Origin of the sequence: Bradyrhizobium sp. SZCCT0153, assembly GCF_018129995.1 — a bacterium.
Taxonomy (GTDB): domain Bacteria; phylum Pseudomonadota; class Alphaproteobacteria; order Rhizobiales; family Xanthobacteraceae; genus Bradyrhizobium; species Bradyrhizobium japonicum_G.
Window position 1 is genome coordinate 125613 of the sequence record NZ_JAFCKS010000004.1, and the last position, 22788, is coordinate 148400.

The following is a 22788-nucleotide window of genomic DNA, read 5'->3' on the forward strand; positions in this document are numbered from 1 at the left end:
GAGGGATTCCCTTAGTTCAGCGCGTCGTTGAGCGCCGCGTTGAGCGCCGCGAGACCTTTCTTGAGCCCGCCCTTCAGATGGACGCGGAGCGCGCGACGGCCGCGCTCGGTGAGCACGTCGAAGTCGCCGCGCGCCTGCGCCGCCTTGATGACGCCGAAGCTCGCTTTCTGGCCTGGAACGGCCAGATCCTTGGCCTCGTCGGCGGTGATCTGGAGGAACACGCCGCTGTCGGGTCCGCCCTTGTAGGCCTGCCCGGTCGAGTGCAGGAAGCGCGGCCCGAACTCGGCGCAGGTTGCGACATGCCGCTTCTCGCGCACTTCGAGCCGCATGGCCTGAAGTGCGTCGATCGTCGCCTTGTCGCGCGCGATGTAGCCGAGCAGGGCGACGTAATCGCCATGACCGGAGCGGGAAAGATGCGCCTTCAGCCATGAGGTGAGGTCGCCATTGGCGCCGGCGGCGCGGAGCGCCGCGGCGTTTGCCTCGTCGGTGTAGAGATCGGCATCTGCGGTGCTGACCACCGGTTCCTCGGCCGGCAACGAACCGGTCTTCTCGAACGACGCGGTGAGTTCGCGGGTCTTGATCTTGGCCGCTTCGACGTCCGGCTGGTCGAACGGGTTGATGCCGAGAATGCTGCCGGCGACGGCCGTTGCCATCTCGAAGCGGAAGAACTCCTGGCCGAGATGGTCGATCGACTTCATGACGATGCGCACGACGGGATGGCCGGCCGCTTCGATCGCAGCCAGCTGCGAGTCATGGGCGGCGTCGGCCTCGCCCTCGATACGGATGTCGATGAAGAGCCGGTCGTTGCCGTAGACCGAGGGCTCGCCCAGCGGCTCGCCGTCGATCGGGATCAGGCCCTTGCCTTCCTTGCCGGTCGATTCCGCGATCAGCTGTTCGGCCCAGGCGCCGAAATCGGCGATCTTCTTCGACGACAGGATCGTCACCTTGTCGCGGCCTTCGAGCGCCGCAAGGCCCATGGCAAGGCCGAGCTGCACGCCGGGGTTCTCGGCTGGCGGCACGTCCGGTCCGCAGGAGCGCGCCATCGCGAGCGCGTGCTTGATGAAGGTCTTGACGTCGATGCCCGCGGTTGCCGCCGGCACCAGGCCGAACGGCGAGAGCACGGAATAGCGACCGCCGATCGAGGGCTCGCCATGGAAGATTCGCGCGTAGTTCAGCTTCTTCGCCGCCTTCTCCAGCGAGGAGCCGGGATCGGTCACCGCGATGAAGCGATGGCCGGTCTTCACCTTCGGGCCGACCGCCTGCGCGACGCGCTCATGGAAATAGTCCTTCATCGCATTCGGCTCGGTGGTGCCGCCGGACTTGCTGGAGACGATGAAGACGGTGTTGGCGATGTCGATCTTCGCCTCCATCGCCCGCACCTGCGCCGGATCGGTGGAATCGAGCACATGCAGCTTCGGGAAGCCTGACTTTCGCGCGAACGTTTCGGCCAGCACTTCGGGCCCGAGGCTCGATCCGCCCATGCCGAGCACGACGGCGTCCGAGAACTTCTGGCCCTTCACGCGGCTGGCATAATCCTCATAGTCGGCGACGTCGGCCTTGGCGGCGCTGTCGAGCCAGCCGAGCCATTTGTCCTCGTCCGTGCCTGTCCAGACCGATTTGTCGCGCTGCCAGAGCCTGCGGATCCTGGCTGACGCCCGCCATTCCTCCGTGCTCTTGGCCACCGCCTTGCCGAGCCCGTCGCCGAGCGAGAGAAGCTGGCGGTCGATCGCGGGGCCGAGCACGGTGGCGCGCTTATGGGCGACCGCGCCATACAGCTTGTCGGCCGCGTCGGCGAACTGCCTGACGCCGTCCTTGACGAGTTCCTCGGTGATGGCGTCCAGCGAGACGCCGGAGCGCTCCAGCTCCTCCAGCACGCGCCGGGCGTCGTCGACGTTCTCTTCCAGGCTGTCGCGCGGCTTGCCGTGGTCGCGGAACGCATCCAGCGTGGCCGGGGGCACGGTGTTGATGGTGTCGGGGCCGATCAGCTCCTCGACATACAGGACGTCGCTATAGTCCTTGTTCTTGGTGCCGGTGGAGGCCCAGAGCATCCGCTGCGGCTTGGCGCCCCTGGCGGCGAGCTTGTCCCACCGCGCGCCCGAGAACAGGCGTTTGTAATCCTGGTAGGCGACCTTGGCGTTGGCGATCGCGACCTTGCCCTTCAGCGCCGCGAGCCGCTCCTTCTCGGATGGATCATTGGCGCGGGCGATCTTCTCGTCGAGCTGCTTGTCGACCACCGAGTCGATGCGGCTGACGAAGAAGCTCGCGACGCTGGCCACGTGCGAGGGGTCGCCGCCACCTGCGACATATTTCTCCAGACCGGCGAGATAGGCCTTGGCGACCTCCAGATAGACGTCCCTGGAGAACAGCAGCGTGATGTTGATGCTGATGCCGTCGCCGATGAGCTGTTCGATCGCCGGCAGGCCTTCCGGCGTCGCCGGCACCTTCACCATCAGGTTCTTGCGATTGACGTCCTTCCAGAGCCGCCGTGCCTCGGCGACCGTGCCGGCGGTGTCCATCGCCAGATAGGGCGAGACTTCCAGGCTGACATAGCCGTCGCCGCCCTTGAGGCGATCATAGACCGGCCGCAGCACGTCGGCGGCGTTCTGGATGTCGTCCACCGCGACAGCCTCGAACAGGTCGGCGACCGACCGATCGCCACGCTTCAACGCCTTGCCGATCGGCGCGTCGTACTCGTCCGAGCTGCCGATCGCCTTTTCGAAGATCGAGGGATTGGAGGTGACGCCCTTGACGCCATCGGTTTCGATCAGCCGCTTCAGGTCGCCGTTGGCGATGAAGCCACGGGCCAGGAAGTCCAGCCAGACGGCTTGTCCGTGCTTTTCCAGTTCTTTGACGGGATTCATGGTGCTTATTTATCTCCAAGCCTGCGGGCGAGGGGTTTCCGCGCCGGTCCTGACGCGCTATCCTCTAGCTTACATGCTTCCTTGAGGGAACCAATCAAGGGTATGGGAGTCATACCCTCCAGTGTAACTCCGTCGCCATGATGGCGATCCCGGTGGAAGAAGCCGAGTTGCGTAAATAGTCGTTGGCCGTGAGTTAATCGGCCGAAGTCTGGTTGCGTAACGTCAGCTGCTTCGCCTCGTCGCTCGTGGCTGCGCGGATTACCATCGGCGGATTCCGGTCCGCCTGATGCATTGTGGCTCGGTCGCGAATGGCCATGCTGGGGGTAAGCATGCACGCACATCATGACCGTCTGACGCTCGCGATCGCGGAGAGCCCGCCATCGACCGCGGCGACCCCATGCGTCGACGCGTCCCCCGACCTCGAAATCGGTCCATGTACCGTCCAACTGCGGCTGCTGATCGCGGCGGGCTTCGCGATGACGTTGCTCAGCGCAACCCTCGCCTTCGACTGGTGGGACGGTCTTGGCGATTACGATACCGTGGCCGGCTCTGCCGGCGTCGCGGTGTTCGCCCTGTTGACCATCCGGCTGATCTGGATGCTCCCCGCCGAGCGGGGACCGGTGGTGGTCGTCACCCCCTATGGCATCCGCGACCTCCGCATCGGCAATGAATTTCTGCTGTGGGACTCGATCGCGAGGATCTCGGCTGAAGAACGCCGCGGGCGCAAGATGATCGTGCTGACGCCGACGCCGGCCTTGCAGCGGCAGCTCCGCAGCATCCGCACCCTGGCCCGAAGTGCGCAGGGCGATCGGATCGTCATCCGGACGGAGGACCTGGCGACCGATTTTGATACACTGCTTCGCGCCTGCCGCGACTGTCACGCGGCCAGAGCTCCGCGCACCGCATTGCAGCAGGAAGATGAACGCGGCGCGCAAGGCTTCGCCGTACAAGCGTCATAAGATCGCCGCTCGCCGATCGCTATGCTGCGGCGCCGGATGGCCTCATATCCGGTAATGCCCGGATGTTGCGACCGAGTGACATTTTCTGGAAATGCGCCAATATAGAGAGAGATTCGCACAAATTACAGGCATGTGCCTGTTCGTAACTCAACGAGTGCCTACGTTGTGCGTTGCGTCGAGTCGACACCCGGGTGTCCAATGATCGTCATGTGCTCACGCTGATTCGATCCGGCCTGAGGAACGGTCCGGTAACTGCTTTCGTTTCAGCTTGTAGCGGAACTCACGCGGAGAGGGATCATGTACAACGATTCGCTATTCAACGCTTTCGCTAAGTCGTTCGAGGCGAGAAGCCAGCACGACATGTCGATGGCGGAATATCTGGAATCGTGTCGAAGCGATCCCATGAAATACGCGAATGCGGCCGAGCGACTGCTAGCAGCGATCGGTGAACCCCAGACGATTGACACGGCCAAGGACCCACGCCTTGGCCGTATTTTTTTGAACCGCACGATCCGCACCTATCCGGCCTTTGCCGGCTTCTACGGCATGGAAGAAACCATCGAGCGCATCGTTGGTTTCTTCCGTCACGCGGCGCAGGGCCTCGAAGAGCGCAAGCAGATCCTCTATCTGCTCGGCCCGGTCGGCGGCGGCAAATCCTCGCTCGCCGAGCGGCTGAAGTCGCTGATGGAAGTGCACCCGATCTACGTGCTCAAGGCCGGCGACGAACTCTCGCCCGTGTTCGAGAGCCCGCTCAGCCTGTTCGATCCGGATCAGCTCGGTCCGATGCTGGAAGAGAAGTACGGCATTCCGCGCCGCCGGCTCACCGGCCTGATGAGCCCGTGGTGCTACAAGCGGCTGGAAGCCTTCGGCGGCGACATTTCCCAGTTTCGGGTCGCAAAGATCCAGCCGTCGCGGCTGCGCCAGATCGCGATCGCCAAGACCGAGCCGGGTGACGAGAACAACCAGGACATCTCCTCGCTGGTCGGCAAGGTCGACATCCGCAAGCTCGAGACCTACGCGCAGAACGACCCCGACGCCTACAGCTATTCCGGCGGCCTCAACCGCGCCAACCAGGGCGTGCTCGAGTTCGTCGAGATGTTCAAGGCGCCGATCAAGATGCTGCACCCGCTGCTCACCGCGACGCAGGAAGGCAACTATATCGGAACCGAGAACATCGGCGCGATTCCGTTCACCGGCGTCATTCTCGCGCACTCCAACGAGGCCGAGTGGTCGAGCTTCAAGGCCAACAAGAACAACGAAGCCTTCATCGACCGCATCTGCGTGATCAAGGTGCCATACTGCCTGCGGATCACCGAAGAGCAGAAGATCTACGAGAAGCTGATCCAGGGCTCCGAGCTCGCCTCCGCGCCTTGCGCGCCCTCGACGCTGGAGACGCTGGCGCGGTTCTCGGTGATGTCGCGGCTGCGCCGGCACGAGAATTCCACGGTGTTCGCCAAGATGCGGGTTTACGACGGCGAGAGCCTGAAGGAATCCGATCCGAAGGCGCGCAGTGTCCAGGAATATCGCGACGCCGCCGGCGTCGACGAGGGCATGGACGGCGTCTCCACGCGCTTTGCCTTCAAGATCCTGGCCGCGACCTTCAACCATGATCCGCAGGAAGTCGCCGCCGACGCCGTGCACCTGATGTACGCGCTGGAGCAGTCGATCAAGCGCGAGCAGCTGCCCGAGGAAGTCGAGAAGCGCTACCTCGAATTCATCAAGGCGGATCTGGCGCCGCGTTATGCCGAGTTCATCGGCAACGAGATCCAGAAGGCCTATCTCGAATCCTACTCGGATTACGGCCAGAACCTGTTCGATCGCTACGTCGACTATGCCGACGCCTGGATCGAGGACCAGGACTTCAAGGATGCAGATACCGGCCAGCTGCTCGATCGCGAACTGTTGAACCAGGAACTGACCAAGATCGAGAAGCCGGCGGGCATCGCCAACCCCAAGGATTTCCGCAACGAGGTGGTCAAATTCTCGTTACGGTCGCGGGCCCAGAACGGCGGCAAGAATCCGACCTGGATCTCCTACGAGAAGATTCGCGATGTGATCGAAAAGCGGATATTCTCCCAGGTCGAGGACCTGCTTCCGGTCATCTCGTTCGGGTCGAAGAAGGACGGCGAGACGGAGAAGAAGCACGGCGAGTTCGTCGCACGCATGGTGGAGCGCGGCTACACCGAGCGTCAGGTTCGCCGTCTGGTCGAATGGTACATGCGCGTGAAGCAAGCCGGTTGAGGCGGATGAGAAAGTGGCCATTCACATCATTGACAGGCGCCTGAATCCAGGCGGCAAGAGTCTTGAGAACCGGCAGCGGTTCTTGCGTCGGGCCAAATCCCTGGTGCAGGGCGCCGTCAAGAAGACCTCGCAGGAACGCGACATCAAGGACGTCCTGGAGGGTGGTGAGATCACGATACCGCTCGACGGCATGCACGAGCCGCGTTTCCGCCGCGAAGGCGGCACGCGCGACATGGTGCTGCCCGGGAACAAGAAGTTCATTGAAGGCGACTACCTCCAGCGCTCGGGGCAGGGCAGCGCCAAGGATTCCGGTCCGGGCGAAGGCGACAGCGAGGACGCCTTCCGCTTCGTGCTGAGCCGCGACGAGTTCGTCGATCTCTTCCTCGACGACCTCGAGCTGCCTGATCTTGCCAAGCGCAAGATCGCGCAGACCGAGAGCGAGGGCATCCAGCGCGCCGGCTACACCACGTCCGGCTCGCCGGCGAATATCTCCGTCAGCCGGACGGTGCGGCTCGCGCTCGCGCGCCGCATCGCGCTCAAGCGTCCGCGCAAGGACGAGATCGAGGAGCTGGAAGCCGCGATCGCCGCATGCACGGACGAGGACGAGCGGGTGGTGCTGCTCGCCCAGCTGGAAAAGCTGAAGGCGAAGACCAAGCGCATTCCCTTCATCGATCCGCTCGACATCCGCTACCGCCGCTTCGAGACGGTGCCCAAGCCGGTCGCCCAGGCGGTGATGTTCTGCCTGATGGACGTGTCAGGCTCGATGTCCGAGCACATGAAGGATCTGGCCAAGCGCTTCTACATGCTGCTCTACGTGTTCTTGAAGCGCCGCTACAAGCATGTCGACATCGTCTTCATCCGCCACACCGACCGCGCCGAGGAGGTGGACGAGCAGACGTTTTTCTACGGCCCGGCCTCTGGCGGCACGCTGGTCTCCAGCGCGCTCCAGGCGATGCACGAGATCGTGCGCGAACGCTTCAATCCCTCGGACTGGAACATCTACGCCGCGCAGGCCTCCGACGGCGACAATTCCTATTCCGACGGCGAGCTCACGGGCATGCTGCTGACCGACAAGATCCTGCCGGTCTGCCAGTTCTTCGCCTATCTCGAGGTCGGCGAGTCCGGCGGCAGCGCCTTCGATCTCTCCGACTCCTCGCTCTGGACCCTCTACGAACGCCTGCGCAACAGCGGCGCACCGCTCTCGATGCGCAAGGTCAGCGAGCGCAGCGAGATCTTCCCGGTGTTCCACGACCTGTTCCAGCGCCGCGAAACTGCCCAGGAGAAAGCCGCTCCATGACGGAACGCTTGTTCGAAGGCGCCGATTGGGATTTCCACACCTTGCAGCGCATCACCGATGCCTGCGAGGAGGTGGCATTCAAGGATCTCGGGCTCGACGTCTATCCGAACCAGATCGAGGTCATCACCGCCGAGCAGATGCTGGATGCCTATTCCTCGGTCGGCATGCCCTTGTTCTACAAGCACTGGTCGTTCGGCAAGCAGTTCGCGTACCACGAAGCGTCCTATCGCAAGGGCCTGATGGGGCTCGCTTATGAGATCGTGATCAACTCCTCGCCCTGCATCTCCTATCTGATGGAGGAGAACACGGCGACGATGCAGACGCTGGTGATCGCGCACGCGGCTTTCGGCCACAACCACTTCTTCAAGAACAACTATCTGTTCAAGCAGTGGACCGATGCCGACGGCATCCTGGACTACCTCGATTTCGCCAAGAACTACGTCATGCAATGCGAGGAGCGCTACGGCCGCACCGAGGTCGAGCGCACGCTGGATGCTGCGCATGCGCTGATGTCGCACGGCATCGACCGCTATCCCGGCAAGAAGAAGCTCGATTTGCGCGAGGAAGAGAAGCGGGCAGGGCGCCGCCGCCAGCACGAAGAGGAAGTCTTCAACGATCTCTGGCGCACGGTGCCAAAGGGAGCGTCGAAGACCCGGTCCGCGATCTCGCTCGAACGCCGCCGCAAGCTGCTCGGCCTGCCGCAGGAAAACCTGCTCTATTTCCTTGAAAAGAGCGCGCCGCGACTGGCGCCATGGCAGCGCGAGCTGCTCCGCATCGTCCGCCACATCGCGCAATATTTCTATCCGCAGAGCCAGACCAAGGTGATGAACGAGGGGACGGCGACCTACGTCCACTATCGCATCATGACCAAGCTGCATCAGCAGGGCCGCATCACCGACGGCAATTTCCTCGAATTCCTGGGATCGCACACCAATGTGGTGTTCCAGCCCGAATTCGACGATCAGCGCTTCTCAGGCTTCAATCCCTATGCGCTCGGCTTCGCGATGATGCAGGACATCGAGCGCATCGTCACCAGGCCGGAAGACGAGGACCGCGAATGGTTCCCGGACATCGCCGGCAAGAACGACGTGATGGGCGTGCTGCGCGACGTCTGGGCCAATTATCGCGACGAAAGCTTCATCGCGCAGTTCCTGAGCCCGAAGCTGATGCGGCAACTCCGCATGTTCCACCTGCATGACGATCCCGAGGAGCGCGCCGGCATAAGGGTCGATGCGATCCACGACGAGCGCGGCTTCCGCCGGGTGCGGCGCGAACTGGCGCGGCAGCACGATGTCGGTTACATCGACGCCAATATCGAGGTGGTCGACGTCGATCTGTCCGGCGACCGCCGGCTGATCCTGCATCACCATGTCATCAAGGGCGCGCAGCTCAACGAAACCGACGCCAAGCGGGTGCTGCAGCATCTCGCCGATCTCTGGACCTACGACGTCGCGCTGATCGAGGTCGACGCCAACGACAAGGTCCTGCGCGAATATGTGGTGAGCCCGCGCCCGATTCCGGCGGCGGCTTGACGCCGCCGTCTATGCCGAACGTTTGGCCGGCTTCTTCCTGGCCTTGGACCTGTTCAAGTCCACGGCCGCGCGGATCAGTGCCTTCAGCGCCGTCTCGTTGATCTTCTCGCCCTCGCGAAAATCGATCGCGCGCCGCACATTGCCCTCGAGGCTGGAATTGAACAGGCCGGTCGGATCGTCCAGCGCCGCGCCCCTGGCAAACGTCATCTTCACCACCGCCTTGTAGGTCTCGCCGGTGCAGATGATGCCGTCGTGCTCCCACACGGGAACGCCGCGCCATTTCCATTCCTCCACGACCTCGGGATCGGCCTGCTTGATCAGGCCGCGGATCTTCCCCAGCATTTCGCCGCGCCAGTCGCCGAGCTCCTTGATCCTGCCGTCGATCAATTTGGAGGGTGAGGCTGCCTTTGCTTCCGTCGGACCACTCCTGGTCGCGGTCACGGCTTTCTTCATGATCTCGCCTCGCTTCGCACAGCGTCGCTGCGGCCGAGATAGGGCAGTGCGAACAGATACAGCCCGGTCGCGAGCAGCGGGATCAGCGGGACCAGCGCCATCAGGCCGATCCACACGGCCTGGAGCTGCATGATCATGGCGACGATGTTCGCGATGACGGCGATCGTGAAAGCCATCGACAGCCAGCGATGAATCTGTCGAATCCACATGTTCGTGCTCAATGAGACCTCCTTGGCAAATGATCGGAACGGACGCCGGCCGAGCTACTCAGCCCGTGCCAGCACCTCGTCCAGCTTGGCGAAAAACTGCTTCCAGCCGGCATGCGCGCCGCCAAAAGCCTGCTTCTGCGTCGGGCTGAAGCCGGCTTGCTCGACACGCAGGTGCGTGCCCGCACCCGTCGGCGTCAGCGTGAAGGTCACGACGCTCTTGAGATCGAACGCTGCGTCCTCATGCGCAAAATTCCAGGTGTAGGCGAGGGTGCGCTGAGGCTCGATGGCAAGCACCTCGCAGTCCAGCACGCCGCCCCACTCGCCGCGCAGGTTGAAGCGATGGCCGACGGTCGGCTTGAAGTCATTCTTCATCAGCCATTCCTCGATCAGATGCGGCTGCGTCAGCGCGCGCCAGATCCGCTCTGCGGGAAAGGCAAATTCGCGCTCGATGACGACGGAACGTGTCTCGGTTGCAGCTTCGGTCATTGGTCCATCCTCTTCAGGAGATCGTCGAGTGCGTCGAGCCGGTTCTGCCAGAAGCCGGCCATCTGGCTGGTCCAGTCGACCAGCGGATTGAGCGCACCGGGCTGCGCGCTGTAATGCGTCTGGCGTCCTTCATGCCGGTCGCGCACGAGGCCAGCCTGCTTCAGCGCGCCGAGATGTTTCGAGACCGCCGGCTGGGAAACGCCCGATCGCAGCGTCAGTGCCCCGACGGTCTGCTCGCCCTCGCGGCAAAGCCGTTCGAAGATCGCTCGCCGCGTCGGATCGGCGAGCGTTCTGAAAAGAAGGTCGGGTGCGGCGGACATAAGATCCATAACCAGAAAGTTATGGATTTACTCATAACCGTAGGGTTATGGGTGTGTCAAGCCCGATGGGGGATGTGGACTCGTTGGCGCAACGCGCACTACCGTCATTGCGAGGAGCCCTTGCGACGAAGCAATCCAGTCTGTCTCCGCGGACGGACTGGATTGCTTCGCTACGCTCGCAACGACGGAGGAGGTGGCGGCGCCTACGGCCGCAGATAGAGGTAGCCCTGCGATTGAAGCTCGGCGAGGCGGACCACGCCGCCTTTCTCCGCGCTGACGAAGCCCGGCAGCAGATCCGTCAGCGTGATGTTCTGCGCCTTCATCGTGTTGCCGCAGGCGGCGAGTTCGACGCCGTCCTTGGAGAAATCGCCGACGCGCTTGCTGACGTCGGGGTTGGCCTGCGCCGCGTGAAACGCCTTCAGCGCCGGCCCATGGATGACCAGCGCGATCGTGACGTGATCCGGGCCGCCGACACCGTCGATGTGGTTCTGGATGTTGCCGAGCACGAAATTGACCTTCTCGGCGTCACTGAGATGGTAGACCACCTTGAGCTTGTTGCCCGGGCCCGCGTCCGTCGCGGCCTTGGCGCTGGAGGCGCCAAGCGCGACGCCCAACGCCGAGACGGCGCTCCACAAGATGTTCCGGCGGTTCATGGCGATCTCCCTCGGCTGACCTGAATTTGCCGGAGACATATCATTTGTGACGGAGGGCGGCGAGTTCCTTGCGGTCGGTCACGAGCGAGGCGCACTCCGCGGTGTCGGTGCGGTCGAGGCGGAAAATGCCGTCGTCGGCGCCGGCGACCAGCGACTGCTCGGCATCGTCATCCGGCTTGTTGTTCTGCCAGACCCTGACCCGTGCCAGCCGCACGATTGCCGATTTGTCGTCCTTCGACAGCGCCACGCCGATGCCGCCGCCTTCGCAGTCGACGCCGCAGCCGAGGCGGATCTCGGTGCCGTCCTTGGTGAACACGGCGTGGTTACAGGAGCCGCTGGAGTCGAAATCGCCCGAGCGATGGCGATATCTGAAGCCGAGGCGGAAGGAGTTGTGGAGCTGCTTGTCTTCCTGGTCGGCCTCCGCGGAGATCAGCAGCTTCATGGCGGCGACCTTCTGCTTCGGATGCCGCGCCAGATGCCCGGCATCGTAGCGGCGCACGAAGCAGGCGTAGGCCTTGCTGCCGGGCGTGCCCGCATACATGCGCGCGTTGAAGGTCTCGGCCTCGGCCTTGGTGGCTTCGCGGATGTCGTCGGCCTCATCGGCCCGGGCAGCGCCGACGTAGGCGGCAAGAGCAAGCGGAAGGACGAGGGCAAGCTTCATGATCGCACCGGATGCGTGAGCCGTCGGCGGCCCGCCTGGTGAGGCGGGGCCGGTTGGCGGTTAGTCGCAGGCGGAGCGGCCCGCGTTCAAGTGCTTCCGCCTCACCCTGCTGCGGGGAGCCTCGCGCAAGGTTCCAGCCCTAGAAGGAGGGCGTTGATATTCCCCTGGTTGTTGCAGATGGCTGGTGGCGGTCACGATGTCCGTAAGTCAGAACTTGCCCAACCTTGCGATCGGCTATTCCCTGGCGCGGCTGCTCGGGCTCCTCGGAGCCAGCCTGTTGCTGACGCTGCTGTGTGCCGCACTCGCATTCAACTGGCACGACGCCAAGAACATCACCGCGTTCCAGATCGCGATCTGCTATTTCGGCGTCGCGTTGTTCGGCCTGGCCACCTGCAAGATGCTCCGGACGCTGATCTCCTCGCGGGAGCCGGTCGTCTTCGTCACCCGTGTCGGCATTCGCGATATCAGGATCGCCGATGACACCATCTCCTGGCGTTCGGTGCGGGACATGTCGATGTGGCGATACCGCAGCCAGAAGATCGTTGTGCTCCAGCTCGATCCTCTTCTCGCCGACCGGTTCGCCGGGAGCTTTCTGAAGCGCGTCTTGTCGCTGATGAACAAGCCGATCGGCGCGGACGGCGTGCTCGTCAATGCAGGCGGCCTGACCATGGACGGCGAAGCGCTATTCGAAACCTGCCGGCAATACTGGACGGCCGGCCGGTTGGCATATTCGGGCCGCTCCGCAACCGAGCCCGAACCCGAGCCGGTCCATTAAAGCGCGATGCGCCGAGTCCGGGCACAGCGTGCCCGCTTCCAGCGAGCTGTGATCGAGGCTCCGTGCGTTGCCTTAGTCGCAGGCCGGGCCAGGAAGGTTCACGCAATGCAAGCCCTCGGTTCGCTGGAACTCGATGTCGGCTGATCCTTCGACATTGTCCCGATTCGTCAGTGTGATAGCCTTCACAGACGAATGCCTCTCGAAGTCGTAGGGTGCGGCTGCCTCTTGCAAGTTTGTGGAGTGCCCCGCAATGGGCGAAATTCGCAACTTCAGATCCGGAAGCCACGATGACCCGCCGCCAAACGGCAGGATGTCTCGTCGTCTCGCCGCGATTATTGTCGGAGACATTGCTTCCTACAGTCGCTTGATGCAGGCCGACGAGGAAGGCACGCATGTTCGCGTCAAGCGGATCGAGCGGGACCTCATCGAGCCCAGTATCGTCGAGCATCACGGCAGCCTGGTGAAGACGACGGGGGACGGCTTCATCGCTATTTTCGACAGTCCGGTTGAGGCCGTCCGCTGCAGTATCGTCATCCAGCAAAATCTCATTGGCCGCAACGCCTCGCTGGCGAAGGAGTCCCGGATCGAATACCGGATTGGAGTCAATCTCGGTGACGTCATCGTGGAGCCGGACGACGTCTATGGCGATGGCGTCAACATCGCCACGCGGATCGAGGGCATCGCCGAGCCCGGTCAGGTCTATATCTCGGGCGCGATCTACGAGCAGATCAAGCACAAGGTGGTGTGCGGTTACGAAGCGCTTGGCGACCGCAAGGTGAAGAACATCACCGATCCCGTGCGCATCTACCGTGTGCTGCCGGATGCGGATGCCGTCGGCAGGACGCGCGGTCGGCGCGAGAATGTGCTGATATTCCTGCTGGGACTGACACTGCTTGTTATTGCGAGCGGCGTACTTTGGTATCTGCTCATGCAGTCACACAGCCCCGGCGAGCAGGCTGCGGCTCCCCCGCTGCCGGTTCCGGCAGCATCCCCGACGTCGCAATCCGCTCAAGCCGAACCCGGTTCTTCGACCCAGACGCCGCAGGCAGCACCTGCGGCTTCTCCCTCGACCGCAGCAGCGCCCGCAACCTCGCCATCGCCAGTTCCGACGCAATCCGCGATGTCGGTCCAGGAGCCGGAAATGGTTGCGATCCGCGGCGGCAGTTTCGCGATGGGCAGCAACGATGACCCGACGGAAAGACCCGTCCACCAGGTCGCGATCAAGCCGTTCGCGATCGGCAAATACCCGGTGACGGTGCAGCAGTGGAACGAATGCGCAGCCGCAAAGGCGTGCGCCTTCACTGCCGTCGGCAAGGACGATGCGCCGATCACCAATGCGAGTTGGACCGACGCACAGCAATATGCTGCGTTCCTCGCGCAGGCGACCAAGAAGTCGTACCGGCTCCCAAGCGAAGCCGAATGGGAATATGCGGCGCGGGGCGGAACGCAGACCAAATACTGGTGGGGCGACAAGCTCCAGCCGGGCATGGCCGGGTGCAAGGATTGCGGCGACGCCGCGGCCGAGCAGCCGGCGAAAGTCGGCAGCTTCAAGCCCAATCCATTCGGGCTCTACGATATGGGCGGCGGCGTCGACCAATGGGTCGAGGATTGCTGGCACAAGACCTATCAGGGCGCGCCCAATGACGGCTCGGCATGGAGTGGGGGGGACTGCAGCTCGCACGTCCTGCGCTCGGGCTCCTGGAAGAACGACTCGCGATACGTGCGACCGTCCAACCGCGATGGTTACGATACCAATGTTCGTTACCCGACGCATGGATTCCGCGTCGCTCTCAGTCCCTAGGTGCTGGAGTAAATCTGATGCAAATCCTTCGCTGCGTTGTGCTGTCGGCTGCGCTCGCATTGATTCCAGGCATCGCCTGTTCGCAGGGCAAGACCGCTCCCAAGGACGCAAAGCTCTATTTCATCACCCCGTATGACGGGCAGAAGGTGCGCGGCGGATTCCTGGTTCGGTTCGGCCTGCGCAACATGGGCGTGACGCATGCCGGCGACGACTACCAGAACGCCGGCCATCATCATTTGCTGGTCGACGTCAGCGAACCCCTCGATCCGAAGGAGCCGATCCTGCAGGACAAGTCGCATCTGCATTTCGGGGCAGGGCAAACCGAAACATTTCTCGAGCTTCCGCCCGGGACCCATACCCTTCAGCTGGTGCTGGGCGACGCGAAACACTATCCGTTCGAGCCGCCTGTCGTGTCGGACAAGATCACCGTGCGAGTCAGGCCGCCGCTTCAGCGCGGCAAATGATCAGCGCAGGCTGGCGTTGAACTTGTCCAGTGCCGCCGAGCCCGGGCACAGCGTGTCCGCTTCCAGCGTGTTGAGCGGCGTCTCGACCGTGTTGAGATGCGCGTGCATATCTTCCGCATCGGGGTCGACATAGAGGAGCCCGGTGACGATCTGCCCCTTGGCGGCGTGCCTCGCGAGGAACGTCTGCGCGCCGAGCCGGTCGTGCGGATCGTAGTCGGCGTCGATCTTGCGCAGCGCGATCTTGCTGCCGTCATGCTGCTCGACCATTTGCACGGTGCCCGGCGCGTAATCCACCGCGATCGGGTCGCGGCCGACCAGCACGTCGAGCCGGTTGACCGCGTCATTGTGCTCGCGGACGTAGTCGAAGCTCTTGGTCGAGCCGGCGTGGTTGTTGAAGGCGATGCAGGGGCTGATGACGTCGATGAAGGACGCGCCCTTGTGGCGGATCGCCGCCGCAATCAGCGGCACCAGCTGGGTCTTGTCGCCGGAGAACGAGCGCGCGACGAAAGTGGCGCCCAGTTGAAGTGCGATCGCGACGAGATCGATGGCGTTGTCGGTATTGGTGACACCCTTCTTGGACTTCGAGCCGCGGTCGGCGGTCGCCGAGAACTGCCCCTTGGTCAGGCCGTAGACGCCGTTGTTCTCGACGATATAGGTCATGTTGACGCCGCGCCGGATCGAATGGGCGAACTGGCCGAAGCCGATCGAGGCGGAATCGCCGTCGCCGGAGACGCCGAGATAGATCAGGTCGCGGTTGGCGAGGTTGGCGCCGGTCAGCACCGACGGCATGCGGCCGTGCACGGAGTTGAAGCCGTGCGAATTGCCGAGGAAATAGTCCGGCGTCTTCGACGAGCAGCCGATGCCGGAGATTTTTGCCACCCGGTGCGGCTCGATCGACAGCTCGTAGCAGGCCTCGATGATCGAGGCCGTGATCGAATCGTGGCCGCAGCCGGCGCACAGCGTCGAGATCTTGCCTTCGTAGTCGCGGTGGGTGTAGCCGAGCTCGTTCTTCTTGAGGCCCGGATGGTGGAATTTCGGCTTTGCAATGTAGGTCATGATACGGCCTTGCGGAGCGGGGTCACCTTGAGGTGATCCTGGTGGTCGCCAATGGCTTTTGCGATGAAACGGGCGGTGATCGGCGAGCCGTCGTAATGCACGATCGGCACGAGCCGCACCGGGTCGATGCCGTTCTCGTTGACGATGAGCTGGCGCAGCTGGCTGTCGCGGTTCTGCTCGACCACGTAGACGAAATCGTGCTCGGCGAGGAAGCTCGCGACGCTGGAGTGGAACGGGAAGGCGCGGATGCGCAGGCGGTCGAGCTGATGCCCGCGTGCTTCCAGGAGGGCGATCGCCTCGTCCATCGCCGGCGAGGTCGAGCCGAAATAGATCACGCCGTATTTGGTCGGACGTTCGGCATTGGCCTGGAGCGGACGCGGCACCAGATCCTGCGCGGTCTCGAACTTGCGCATCAGGCGCTGCATGTTGTCGGCGTAGACCGAGCCCTCCTCGGAGTAGCGCGCATAGCGATCGCGCGACGTACCGCGGGTAAAATAGGAGCCCTTGGTCGGATGCGTGCCGGGATAGGTGCGGTAGGGGATGCCGTCGCCGTCGACGTCGAGATAGCGGCCGAAGTCGCGGCCTTCCTCCAGCATCGCCGCGGTCATCACCTTGCCGCGGTCGTACTGCCTTGCGTCATCCCATTTCAGCGGACGGCAGAGCCGGTGGTTCATGCCGATGTCGAGGTCGAGCATCAGGAAGATCGTGGTCTGGAGCCGCTCGGCGAGATCGAAGGCGGCGGCCGCGAATTCGAACGCTTCTGCGGGATCTTCCGGGAACAGCAGCACGTGCTTGGTGTCGCCGTGCGAGGCATAGGCACAGGCGATGATGTCGCATTGCTGGGTGCGGGTCGGCATCCCGGTCGAGGGGCCGGCGCGCTGGATGTTCATGATCACGGCCGGAATTTCGGCGAAGTATGACAGGCCGATGAACTCGGTCATCAGCGATATGCCGGGGCCGGAGGTCGCGGTGAAGGCGCGGGCGCCGTTCCAGGAGGCGCCGATCACGATGCCGATCGAGGCAAGCTCGTCCTCGCCCTGGACGATGGCGTATTTCGCCATGCCAGTATCAGGGTCGTGCCGGTACTTCTTGCAATGGGCGGTAAAGGCTTCCGCCACCGACGACGACGGCGTGATCGGATACCAGGCGCACACCGTCGCGCCGCCATAGACGGCACCGAGCGCGGCGGCGCTGTTGCCCTCGATGAAGATGCGGTCGCCGACCTTGTCGGACTTCTTCACGCGCAGACCGATCGGGCATTTGAGGTTCTGCAGCGCCCAGTCGCGGCCGAGATGCAGTGCGTGGACGTTGGAGGAGAGCAGCTTCTCCTTGCCCTTGTACTGCTCGCCGATCAGCTGCTCGATCAGCTTCGGGTCCATGTCGAGCAGCGCACTGAGCGCGCCGAGATAGATGATGTTCTTGAACAGCTGGCGCTGGCGCGGATCGGTGTAGGTCGAGTTGGTGATCGCCGTCAGCGGCACGCCGATCACGGTGATGTCGTCGCGGAATTTGGTCGACGGCATCGGCTTGGTGGAATCGTAGAACAGATAGCCGCCGGGCTCGATGCCGGCGACGTCCTTGTCCCAGGTCTGCGGGTTCATCGCCACCATCATGTCGACGCCGCCGCGAGCGCCGAGATGGCCGTCTTCGGTCACCCGCACCTCGTACCAGGTCGGCAGCCCCTGGATGTTGGAAGGGAAGATGTTGCGCGGTGACACCGGAACGCCATGGCGCAGGATCGCGCGCGCGAACATCTCGTTGGCGCTGGCCGAACCCGATCCGTTGACGTTGGCGAAACGGACGACGAAGTCGTTTACGCTGCTGATCGGCTTCTTGTCGGACATGATGATCCCGCTTGAGTCATTTCGATCAAATATTTCTGCATGTCCCAGGCTCCGGTGGGACAACGCTCGGCGCACAGCCCGCAATGCAGGCAGACATCCTCGTCCTTGACCATCACGCGTCCGGTCTTGAGGTCACGGGAGACGTAAAGGTCCTGGTCGGGGTGCAGCGACGGTGCCTTCAGGCGCTGGCGCAGATCGGCTTCCTCGCCATTCTCCGTGAAGGTGATGCAGTCCATCGGGCAGATGTCGACGCAGGCATCGCACTCGATGCAGAGCGAAGTCGAGAACACGGTCTGGACGTCGCAGTTCAGGCAGCGCTCGGCCTCGCCCAGCGCCAGCTTGACGTCGTAGCCAAGCTCGACCTCGGTGCGGATGTCCTTCAGCGCGATCACCTTGTCGCGATGCGGCACCTTGAAGCGCTTGTCGTTGGAGATGTCGTTGTCATAGCTCCATTCGTGGATGCCCATCTTCTGCGAGGAAACATTCACCTCCGGCAGCGGCCGTTCGGTGATGTCCTCGCCCGACAGCAGCTTGTGGATCGACAGCGCGGCGTCATGGCCTTGGGCCACGGCCCATATGATGTTCTTCGGACCGAACGCGGCGTCGCCGCCGAAGAAGACCTTGGGGTTGGTCGAGACGAACGTCTTCGGATCGACCTTGGGCATATGCCATTTGTCGAACTCGATGCCGCAATCCTGCTCGATCCAGGGGAAGGCATTCTCCTGGCCGACCGCGACCAGCACGTCGTCGCATTCGATGGTCTGGTCGGGTTCGCCTGACGGAACGAGATTGCGGCGGCCCTTGGCGTCGTACTCGGCCTTCACCTTCTGGAAGGTGATGCCGGTGAGCTTGCCGTTGTCGTGGATGAAAGAAACCGGAACAAGGAAGTTGAGGATCGGGATGTCCTCGTGGATCGCATCCTCCTTCTCCCAGGGCGAAGCCTTCATCTCCTCGAAGCCGGAGCGCACGACGACCTTGACGTCCTCGCCGCCGAGCCGGCGCGCGGTGCGGCAGCAATCCATCGCAGTGTTGCCGCCGCCGAGCACGACCACGCGCTTGCCGATCTTGTCGGTGTGGCCGAACGACACCGAGGACAGCCAGTCGATGCCGATATGGACGTGGGCGGCAGCTTCTTTCCGGCCGGGAATGTCGAGCTCGCGGCCGCGCGGCGCGCCGGAGCCGACGAAGATCGCGTCATACTTCTCCGCGAGCAGCGCCTTCATGCTCTCGATGCGGTGGCCGCCCTTGAACTCGACGCCGAGATCCAGGATGTAGCCGGTCTCCTCGTCGATCACCGAGTTGGGCAGGCGGAATTTCGGGATCTGCGTGCGCATCATGCCGCCGGCTTCCGGATCGCCGTCGAACACGGTGCAGTGATAGCCGAGCGGCGCGAGGTCGCGCGCCACCGTCAGCGACGCGGGGCCGCCGCCGACGAATGCGACGCGCTTGCCGTTTTTCGCCGAGGGCTTCGGCAGGCGATGCGTGATGTCGTCCTTGAAGTCGGCAGCGACGCGCTTGAGGCGGCAGATCGCGACCGGCGTTTCCTCGACGCGTCCGCGGCGGCATGCCGGCTCGCATGGACGATCGCAGGTGCGTCCCAGAATTCCGGGAAACACGTTCGATTTCCAATTGATCATGTAGGCGTCGCTGTAGCGGCCTTGGGCGATCAGTCGGATGTATTCGGGAACGGGGGTGTGCGCAGGACAGGCCCATTGGCAATCGACCACTTTGTGAAAGTAGTCGGGGGCCGCGATATCGGTCGGTTTCATTCCTACCCTGTCCGCGCAGGCTCAAAGACCCGGCGGCCTCTTCTGAGCTTGGCGAACGCTTAACGTGCGTCGATCTGGTTTCTGAATGACGTCATTGGGTTAGCTTATTAGAACCGGTCCGAAGTACAACGGCAAATTTTCGCGCTTTCCCTCTTTCATGGGAGCTGCGCGCGCACAGCATTAACGGAAGCGCGCAGCAATGCGGCGGTGCAACATGTTGCGCTGCGCTGCTTCAGCCGCGCGCGATCTCGCTCTTCGCCAGATCCCACATCAGCGCGTAAGTGCCGACCGAGACCGGAAGCGGGAAGGGCGCTGCCGCAGGACCGGTGAAGCTTTCGGCGATGACCGCCGAGACCGCGCCGACACGGGTGCCGTCGATCAGCACGAACCAGTCGCGTGCACCTTCGTTGCGCATTGCCGGAATCTCAGGCGTCGCACCCGACAATTCCGGCTCGCTTTCGAGCAGATGCATCGAGATGATGCCGTCGTGTTTTTCCGGCGCCAGCCTTTCTTGCAGTGCGTCACGCCACGCCACGGCATTCTCCGGGGTCGGCCGCAGCCGCACCACGCCGAGCGCGGCGCCGCGCCCTGCTCCGTTGCTGATGGTGATCCGCGCGACGACGCGCAGCATGTCCTTGAACCGCGCCATGCTCTGCCGCGACCAGTCGGTCGGGTTGGCGAGCCGCGCCCGGTAGGCAGGGCTGTCGAGCACGTCGAGCGTCGCGGTCGAATACAGGCAGAGATATTTGGGATTGGCGGCGTGCGCGACATAGCGCCGCGCTTCGAGGAATCCCTCGATCGCAACGCGCTCTTCCAGATGCTCGCGATCGTACCAGCGGTTGAAATCGGCCTCATCGGCCGCGTCGATATTCATCGACGTCAGCAGCATGCCTTTCCCGGCGAGCGGCATTTTTCTTGTCCTGTTATCGTGCGGCCTTTGATGCGAGGTCTGCGATCGACTTCATGACCGCGTCCCGCACGCCGGCATCATAGAGCGAATGCCCGGCTTCTTCCACGATGCGAATCTCGGAACCCGGCCACGCCTTCGCCAGCGCCTGAGATGTCTCAGGAGGGCACAACAGGTCGTAGCGGCCCTGAACGATGATGCCGGGAATGCCATCGAGCTTGCCGGCGTTCCGCAACAGCTGGTCCTCCGTCATGAAGCTGTCGTGGACGAAATAATGCGCCTCCATGAACGGCGTCGCCGGCAATGTGCGCCACACGTTCAGCGACGCCAGGTCCAGCCGCGTCTTTGCCGCCTTGTGTTCCGACAACGCGCGTTCGGTGTCGTGCCAGGCGCGCGCCGCGGGCCCGTGCACGGCGGGATCGGTATCGAGGATGCGGCGATAGTAAGCTTCCACCGGCCGCTCGCGCTCCTCTAGCGGCAGTACGCTCAGAAAATCCTCGTAGAGCGCGGGATAGAATTGCGACAGGCGCGAGGTAAAGGCCGTCTCCACTTCCGCGCGCGTGCCGAGAAACGTCGCGCGCAGCGCAATGCCGCTGACGCGCCCGGGATGCGCCTGCGCATAAGCCAGCGCCAGCGTCGCGCCCCAGGAGCCGCCGACCACTATCCAGCGTTCGAAGCCGAATTTTTCGCGGATCTTCTCCATGTCCGCGATCAGGTGCGCCGTGGTGTTGTGCTGGCGCGATCCTTTGGGACGGCTGCGGCCGCAGCCGCGCTGGTCGAACAACACCGCGCAGAAGCGGTCGGGATCGAACAGCCGGCGATGATCGGGCTGGCAGCCGCTGCCGGGGCCGCCATGCAGATAGATGGCGGGAATGCCGTCGGCCCGGCCGACGCTTTCGACATAGAGCTCGTGGCCCTCGCCGACATCGAGCATTTCGGAGGTCAGCGGCGCAAAGGGATCGGCGCGCCTGGCGGATGCGGCCGCGTCGGCGTCAGGCGCCATTCTCGGATTCCAAGGTGCCACCGGCAAAGTTGCGGTAGAGGAAGCGGTTGGTCTCGCCTTCGGCCTCGCGCTCGGCCTGCTTGAAGATGGTTTCGTGCAATGGCGACAGTGCGCAGGCGGGGTCGGTGTTGGCGGCGTCACCGGTCAGCGCAAAGGCCTGGCAGCGGCAACCGCCGAAATCGATCTCGCGGAATTCGCAGGACTTGCACGGCTCCTTCATCCAGCCGGTGCCGCGATAGCGGTTGAAGGCCTCGGAGTTCTGCCAGATCCAGGCGATCGAATGGTTGGAACGCACCGATTCGAAGTCGAGCCCGGTGATGCTTTCGGCGGCGTGGCAGGGCAGCACCTTGCCGGCGGGCGAGATGTTGAAGAACTGCCGGCCCCAGCCGCCCATGCACTTCTTCGGCCGCAGCGCGTAATAGTCGGGAACGACGTAGTCGATCGTCAGCCGCCCCTTCAGCCGCTCGCGCGCCTCTTCGACGATCCGGGTGCACTCGTCGAGTTGCGCCACTGTCGGCATCAGCGCGGCACGGTTCTTCAGCGCCCAGCCGTAATATTGCACGTTGGCGACCTCGAGCCGGTCGGCGTCTAGATTAACCGACATCTGGACGATGTCAGGGAGCTGATGCAGGTTCTGCCGGTGCATCACCGCATTGACGGTCAGCGGCAGATCCAGCTCGCGGGTCCATTTCGCCACTTCGAGCTTCTTGCGATGCCCGTTTTTATAACCGGCGACGCGATCGGCGAGGCCTTCTTCGACGCCCTGGAAAGAGATCTGGACATGGCAGAGCCCGGCGTCCGCCAACTCGCTCAGCCGCTCGCGCGTCAGCAGCACGGCCGAGGTGATGAGGTTGGTGTAGAGGCCGACGTCGCTCGCATGCTTGACCAGCTCGACGAGATCCTTGCGCGCCGTCGGCTCGCCGCCGGAGAAATGCACCTGCAGCACGCCGATCTCGGCAAGCTCGCTCAGGACCTTCTTCCATTCCCCGGTGGTCAGCTCCTTGCCCGAGCGGTCGAGCTCGACCGGATTCGAGCAATAGGGGCATTGCAGCGGGCAGCGATGGGTGATCTCGAGCAGCACCGCCAGCGGAATGCCGAAGGTTTCCGCCGTCGAGCGCTGCTTCTCCAGCACCGCGAGGCTGTCGCTGGCGTCGGGTGGAATTGCCGGGTTGCCGAGCACATCGCTCATGACGTCTTCTCCCGGGCCTCCGTGAGGAAGCCCTTGTCGGCGAGATCCTGCAGCATGACGATGACGTCGGCCAGGATCGCCTCGCGCGGTGCGGCATATTTCGCGGCCAGCTGATCGGCGATATCGCCGACATTGCGCTCGCCGTTGCAGAGCTGCAAGACCTCGACCGCAATCTCGTCCGGCGCCAGCACCCGTTCCGGGGCCAGGATCACCCAGACTTGTCGCGTCTCGTCGTATTTCAGCCTGGCGTGCCGCGGCAGCACCGGGCGGCTTGCCTCGCTGACGCTGATATTGCGCGGCCCGGCCAT

General features: G+C 63.6%; 21 protein-coding genes. 7 read left to right on the forward strand and 14 right to left on the reverse strand.

Translation table 11 applies throughout. The features are described 5' to 3' along the window. Window positions 1–11 precede the first annotated feature (11 nt). On the reverse strand, window positions 12–2861 hold the full coding sequence (locus JQ572_RS19005; protein WP_211384349.1) for a bifunctional transaldolase/phosoglucose isomerase: 2850 nt from the start codon (window positions 2859–2861) through the stop codon (window positions 12–14). A gap of 308 nt (window positions 2862–3169) precedes the next feature. On the opposite strand from JQ572_RS19005, the gene JQ572_RS19010 reads away from it, so the two are divergent. The 4 genes from JQ572_RS19010 to JQ572_RS19025 all read left to right on the forward strand — a co-directional run bounded on the left by JQ572_RS19010 (window position 3170) and on the right by JQ572_RS19025 (window position 8890). Beyond that, window positions 3170–3820, forward strand: coding sequence for an STM3941 family protein (locus JQ572_RS19010; protein WP_211384350.1), 651 nt, complete (start codon window positions 3170–3172; stop codon window positions 3818–3820). Window positions 3821–4117: 297 nt separating this feature from the next. Continuing rightward, on the forward strand, window positions 4118–6061 hold the full coding sequence (locus JQ572_RS19015) for a PrkA family serine protein kinase (protein WP_211384351.1): 1944 nt from the start codon (window positions 4118–4120) through the stop codon (window positions 6059–6061). A 19-nt stretch (window positions 6062–6080) separates the two neighbouring features. After that, window positions 6081–7358: a YeaH/YhbH family protein gene (locus tag JQ572_RS19020; RefSeq protein ID WP_211384798.1), complete on the forward strand. Its 1278-nt coding sequence runs from the start codon at window positions 6081–6083 to the stop codon at window positions 7356–7358. Beyond that, entirely contained in the window at window positions 7355–8890 is a 1536-nt protein-coding gene (locus JQ572_RS19025) for a SpoVR family protein (protein WP_211384352.1), read from the forward strand. Before JQ572_RS19020 ends, JQ572_RS19025 begins: the two co-directional genes overlap by 4 nt. Before the next feature lie 9 nt (window positions 8891–8899). Here JQ572_RS19025 and JQ572_RS19030 read toward each other — a convergent pair whose 3' ends face one another. From JQ572_RS19030 to JQ572_RS19055, 6 genes are all read right to left on the reverse strand, one after another. Then, a complete protein-coding gene (locus JQ572_RS19030) occupies window positions 8900–9343 on the reverse strand; it encodes a DUF1801 domain-containing protein (protein ID WP_211384353.1) in 444 nt (147 codons plus the stop codon). Continuing rightward, the gene (locus tag JQ572_RS19035) at window positions 9340–9552 is read right to left on the reverse strand and encodes a hypothetical protein (RefSeq protein WP_372702963.1); all 213 of its coding nucleotides are present in this window, start codon (window positions 9550–9552) and stop codon (window positions 9340–9342) included. Before JQ572_RS19035 ends, JQ572_RS19030 begins: the two co-directional genes overlap by 4 nt. 54 nt (window positions 9553–9606) lie before the next feature. After that, window positions 9607–10038 carry an SRPBCC family protein gene (locus JQ572_RS19040; RefSeq protein ID WP_211384355.1) on the reverse strand — a complete coding sequence of 144 codons (432 nt, stop codon included), beginning with the start codon at window positions 10036–10038 and terminating at the stop codon, window positions 9607–9609. Then, window positions 10035–10358 (reverse strand): ArsR/SmtB family transcription factor, encoded by a 324-nt coding sequence (locus JQ572_RS19045; protein ID WP_211384356.1) that lies wholly within the window; start codon window positions 10356–10358, stop codon window positions 10035–10037. Before JQ572_RS19045 ends, JQ572_RS19040 begins: the two co-directional genes overlap by 4 nt. 203 nt (window positions 10359–10561) lie before the next feature. Continuing rightward, window positions 10562–11011: a DsrE family protein gene (locus tag JQ572_RS19050; RefSeq protein WP_211384357.1), complete on the reverse strand. Its 450-nt coding sequence runs from the start codon at window positions 11009–11011 to the stop codon at window positions 10562–10564. Between the two features lie 40 nt (window positions 11012–11051). Next, complete coding sequence (locus tag JQ572_RS19055; protein ID WP_211384358.1) at window positions 11052–11672, reverse strand: hypothetical protein; 621 nt, start codon at window positions 11670–11672, stop codon at window positions 11052–11054. A 196-nt stretch (window positions 11673–11868) separates the two neighbouring features. Here JQ572_RS19055 and JQ572_RS19060 point away from each other — a divergent pair, with 196 nt between their 5' ends. The 3 genes from JQ572_RS19060 to JQ572_RS19070 all read left to right on the forward strand — a co-directional run bounded on the left by JQ572_RS19060 (window position 11869) and on the right by JQ572_RS19070 (window position 14712). Next, complete coding sequence (locus JQ572_RS19060; RefSeq protein ID WP_211384359.1) at window positions 11869–12447, forward strand: STM3941 family protein; 579 nt, start codon at window positions 11869–11871, stop codon at window positions 12445–12447. Window positions 12448–12697: 250 nt separating this feature from the next. Beyond that, entirely contained in the window at window positions 12698–14248 is a 1551-nt protein-coding gene (locus JQ572_RS19065; protein ID WP_211384360.1) for an SUMF1/EgtB/PvdO family nonheme iron enzyme, read from the forward strand. A gap of 17 nt (window positions 14249–14265) precedes the next feature. Then, entirely contained in the window at window positions 14266–14712 is a 447-nt protein-coding gene (locus JQ572_RS19070) for a DUF4399 domain-containing protein (protein ID WP_211384361.1), read from the forward strand. Here the strand turns inward: JQ572_RS19070 and JQ572_RS19075 are convergent, their stop codons facing one another. The 7 genes from JQ572_RS19075 to pqqD form a co-directional block, all read right to left on the reverse strand. Next, window positions 14713–15768 carry a 2-oxoacid:ferredoxin oxidoreductase subunit beta gene (locus JQ572_RS19075; protein ID WP_211384362.1) on the reverse strand — a complete coding sequence of 352 codons (1056 nt, stop codon included), beginning with the start codon at window positions 15766–15768 and terminating at the stop codon, window positions 14713–14715. After that, window positions 15765–17612 (reverse strand): 2-oxoacid:acceptor oxidoreductase subunit alpha, encoded by a 1848-nt coding sequence (locus JQ572_RS19080; RefSeq protein WP_211384363.1) that lies wholly within the window; start codon window positions 17610–17612, stop codon window positions 15765–15767. The genes JQ572_RS19075 and JQ572_RS19080 overlap by 4 nt, the downstream gene beginning before the upstream one ends. After that, window positions 17582–19381 carry an FAD-dependent oxidoreductase gene (locus JQ572_RS19085; protein ID WP_211384364.1) on the reverse strand — a complete coding sequence of 600 codons (1800 nt, stop codon included), beginning with the start codon at window positions 19379–19381 and terminating at the stop codon, window positions 17582–17584. Before JQ572_RS19085 ends, JQ572_RS19080 begins: the two co-directional genes overlap by 31 nt. 232 nt (window positions 19382–19613) lie before the next feature. Continuing rightward, window positions 19614–20291 (reverse strand): DUF4286 family protein, encoded by a 678-nt coding sequence (locus JQ572_RS19090; protein WP_211384365.1) that lies wholly within the window; start codon window positions 20289–20291, stop codon window positions 19614–19616. A 13-nt stretch (window positions 20292–20304) separates the two neighbouring features. Continuing rightward, complete coding sequence (gene pip / locus JQ572_RS19095) at window positions 20305–21291, reverse strand: prolyl aminopeptidase (RefSeq protein WP_211384366.1); 987 nt, start codon at window positions 21289–21291, stop codon at window positions 20305–20307. Further along, entirely contained in the window at window positions 21281–22480 is a 1200-nt protein-coding gene (gene pqqE / locus JQ572_RS19100) for a pyrroloquinoline quinone biosynthesis protein PqqE (RefSeq protein WP_211384367.1), read from the reverse strand. Before pqqE ends, pip begins: the two co-directional genes overlap by 11 nt. Further along, a complete protein-coding gene (pqqD, locus tag JQ572_RS19105) occupies window positions 22477–22788 on the reverse strand; it encodes a pyrroloquinoline quinone biosynthesis peptide chaperone PqqD (RefSeq protein WP_211384368.1) in 312 nt (103 codons plus the stop codon). Before pqqD ends, pqqE begins: the two co-directional genes overlap by 4 nt.

Bases quoted from the DNA above. Each gene is read 5' to 3' on its own strand.
- JQ572_RS19005 (WP_211384349.1), bottom strand. From the start codon at position 2,861: ATGAATCCCGTCAAAGAACTGGAAAAGCACGGACAAGCCGTCTGGCTG.
- JQ572_RS19010 (WP_211384350.1), top strand. From the start codon at position 3,170: ATGGCCATGCTGGGGGTAAGCATGCACGCACATCATGACCGTCTGACG.
- JQ572_RS19015 (WP_211384351.1), top strand. From the start codon at position 4,118: ATGTACAACGATTCGCTATTCAACGCTTTCGCTAAGTCGTTCGAGGCG.
- JQ572_RS19025 (WP_211384352.1), top strand. From the start codon at position 7,355: ATGACGGAACGCTTGTTCGAAGGCGCCGATTGGGATTTCCACACCTTG.
- JQ572_RS19030 (WP_211384353.1), bottom strand. From the start codon at position 9,343: ATGAAGAAAGCCGTGACCGCGACCAGGAGTGGTCCGACGGAAGCAAAG.
- JQ572_RS19035 (WP_372702963.1), bottom strand. From the start codon at position 9,552: ATGTGGATTCGACAGATTCATCGCTGGCTGTCGATGGCTTTCACGATC.
- JQ572_RS19040 (WP_211384355.1), bottom strand. From the start codon at position 10,038: ATGACCGAAGCTGCAACCGAGACACGTTCCGTCGTCATCGAGCGCGAA.
- JQ572_RS19045 (WP_211384356.1), bottom strand. From the start codon at position 10,358: ATGTCCGCCGCACCCGACCTTCTTTTCAGAACGCTCGCCGATCCGACG.
- JQ572_RS19050 (WP_211384357.1), bottom strand. From the start codon at position 11,011: ATGAACCGCCGGAACATCTTGTGGAGCGCCGTCTCGGCGTTGGGCGTC.
- JQ572_RS19055 (WP_211384358.1), bottom strand. From the start codon at position 11,672: ATGAAGCTTGCCCTCGTCCTTCCGCTTGCTCTTGCCGCCTACGTCGGC.
- JQ572_RS19060 (WP_211384359.1), top strand. From the start codon at position 11,869: ATGTCCGTAAGTCAGAACTTGCCCAACCTTGCGATCGGCTATTCCCTG.
- JQ572_RS19065 (WP_211384360.1), top strand. From the start codon at position 12,698: ATGGGCGAAATTCGCAACTTCAGATCCGGAAGCCACGATGACCCGCCG.
- JQ572_RS19070 (WP_211384361.1), top strand. From the start codon at position 14,266: ATGCAAATCCTTCGCTGCGTTGTGCTGTCGGCTGCGCTCGCATTGATT.
- JQ572_RS19075 (WP_211384362.1), bottom strand. From the start codon at position 15,768: ATGACCTACATTGCAAAGCCGAAATTCCACCATCCGGGCCTCAAGAAG.
- JQ572_RS19080 (WP_211384363.1), bottom strand. From the start codon at position 17,612: ATGTCCGACAAGAAGCCGATCAGCAGCGTAAACGACTTCGTCGTCCGT.
- JQ572_RS19085 (WP_211384364.1), bottom strand. From the start codon at position 19,381: ATGAAACCGACCGATATCGCGGCCCCCGACTACTTTCACAAAGTGGTC.
- JQ572_RS19090 (WP_211384365.1), bottom strand. From the start codon at position 20,291: ATGCCGCTCGCCGGGAAAGGCATGCTGCTGACGTCGATGAATATCGAC.
- pip (WP_211384366.1), bottom strand. From the start codon at position 21,291: ATGGCGCCTGACGCCGACGCGGCCGCATCCGCCAGGCGCGCCGATCCC.
- pqqE (WP_211384367.1), bottom strand. From the start codon at position 22,480: ATGAGCGATGTGCTCGGCAACCCGGCAATTCCACCCGACGCCAGCGAC.
- pqqD (WP_211384368.1), bottom strand. From the start codon at position 22,788: ATGGCCGGGCCGCGCAATATCAGCGTCAGCGAGGCAAGCCGCCCGGTG.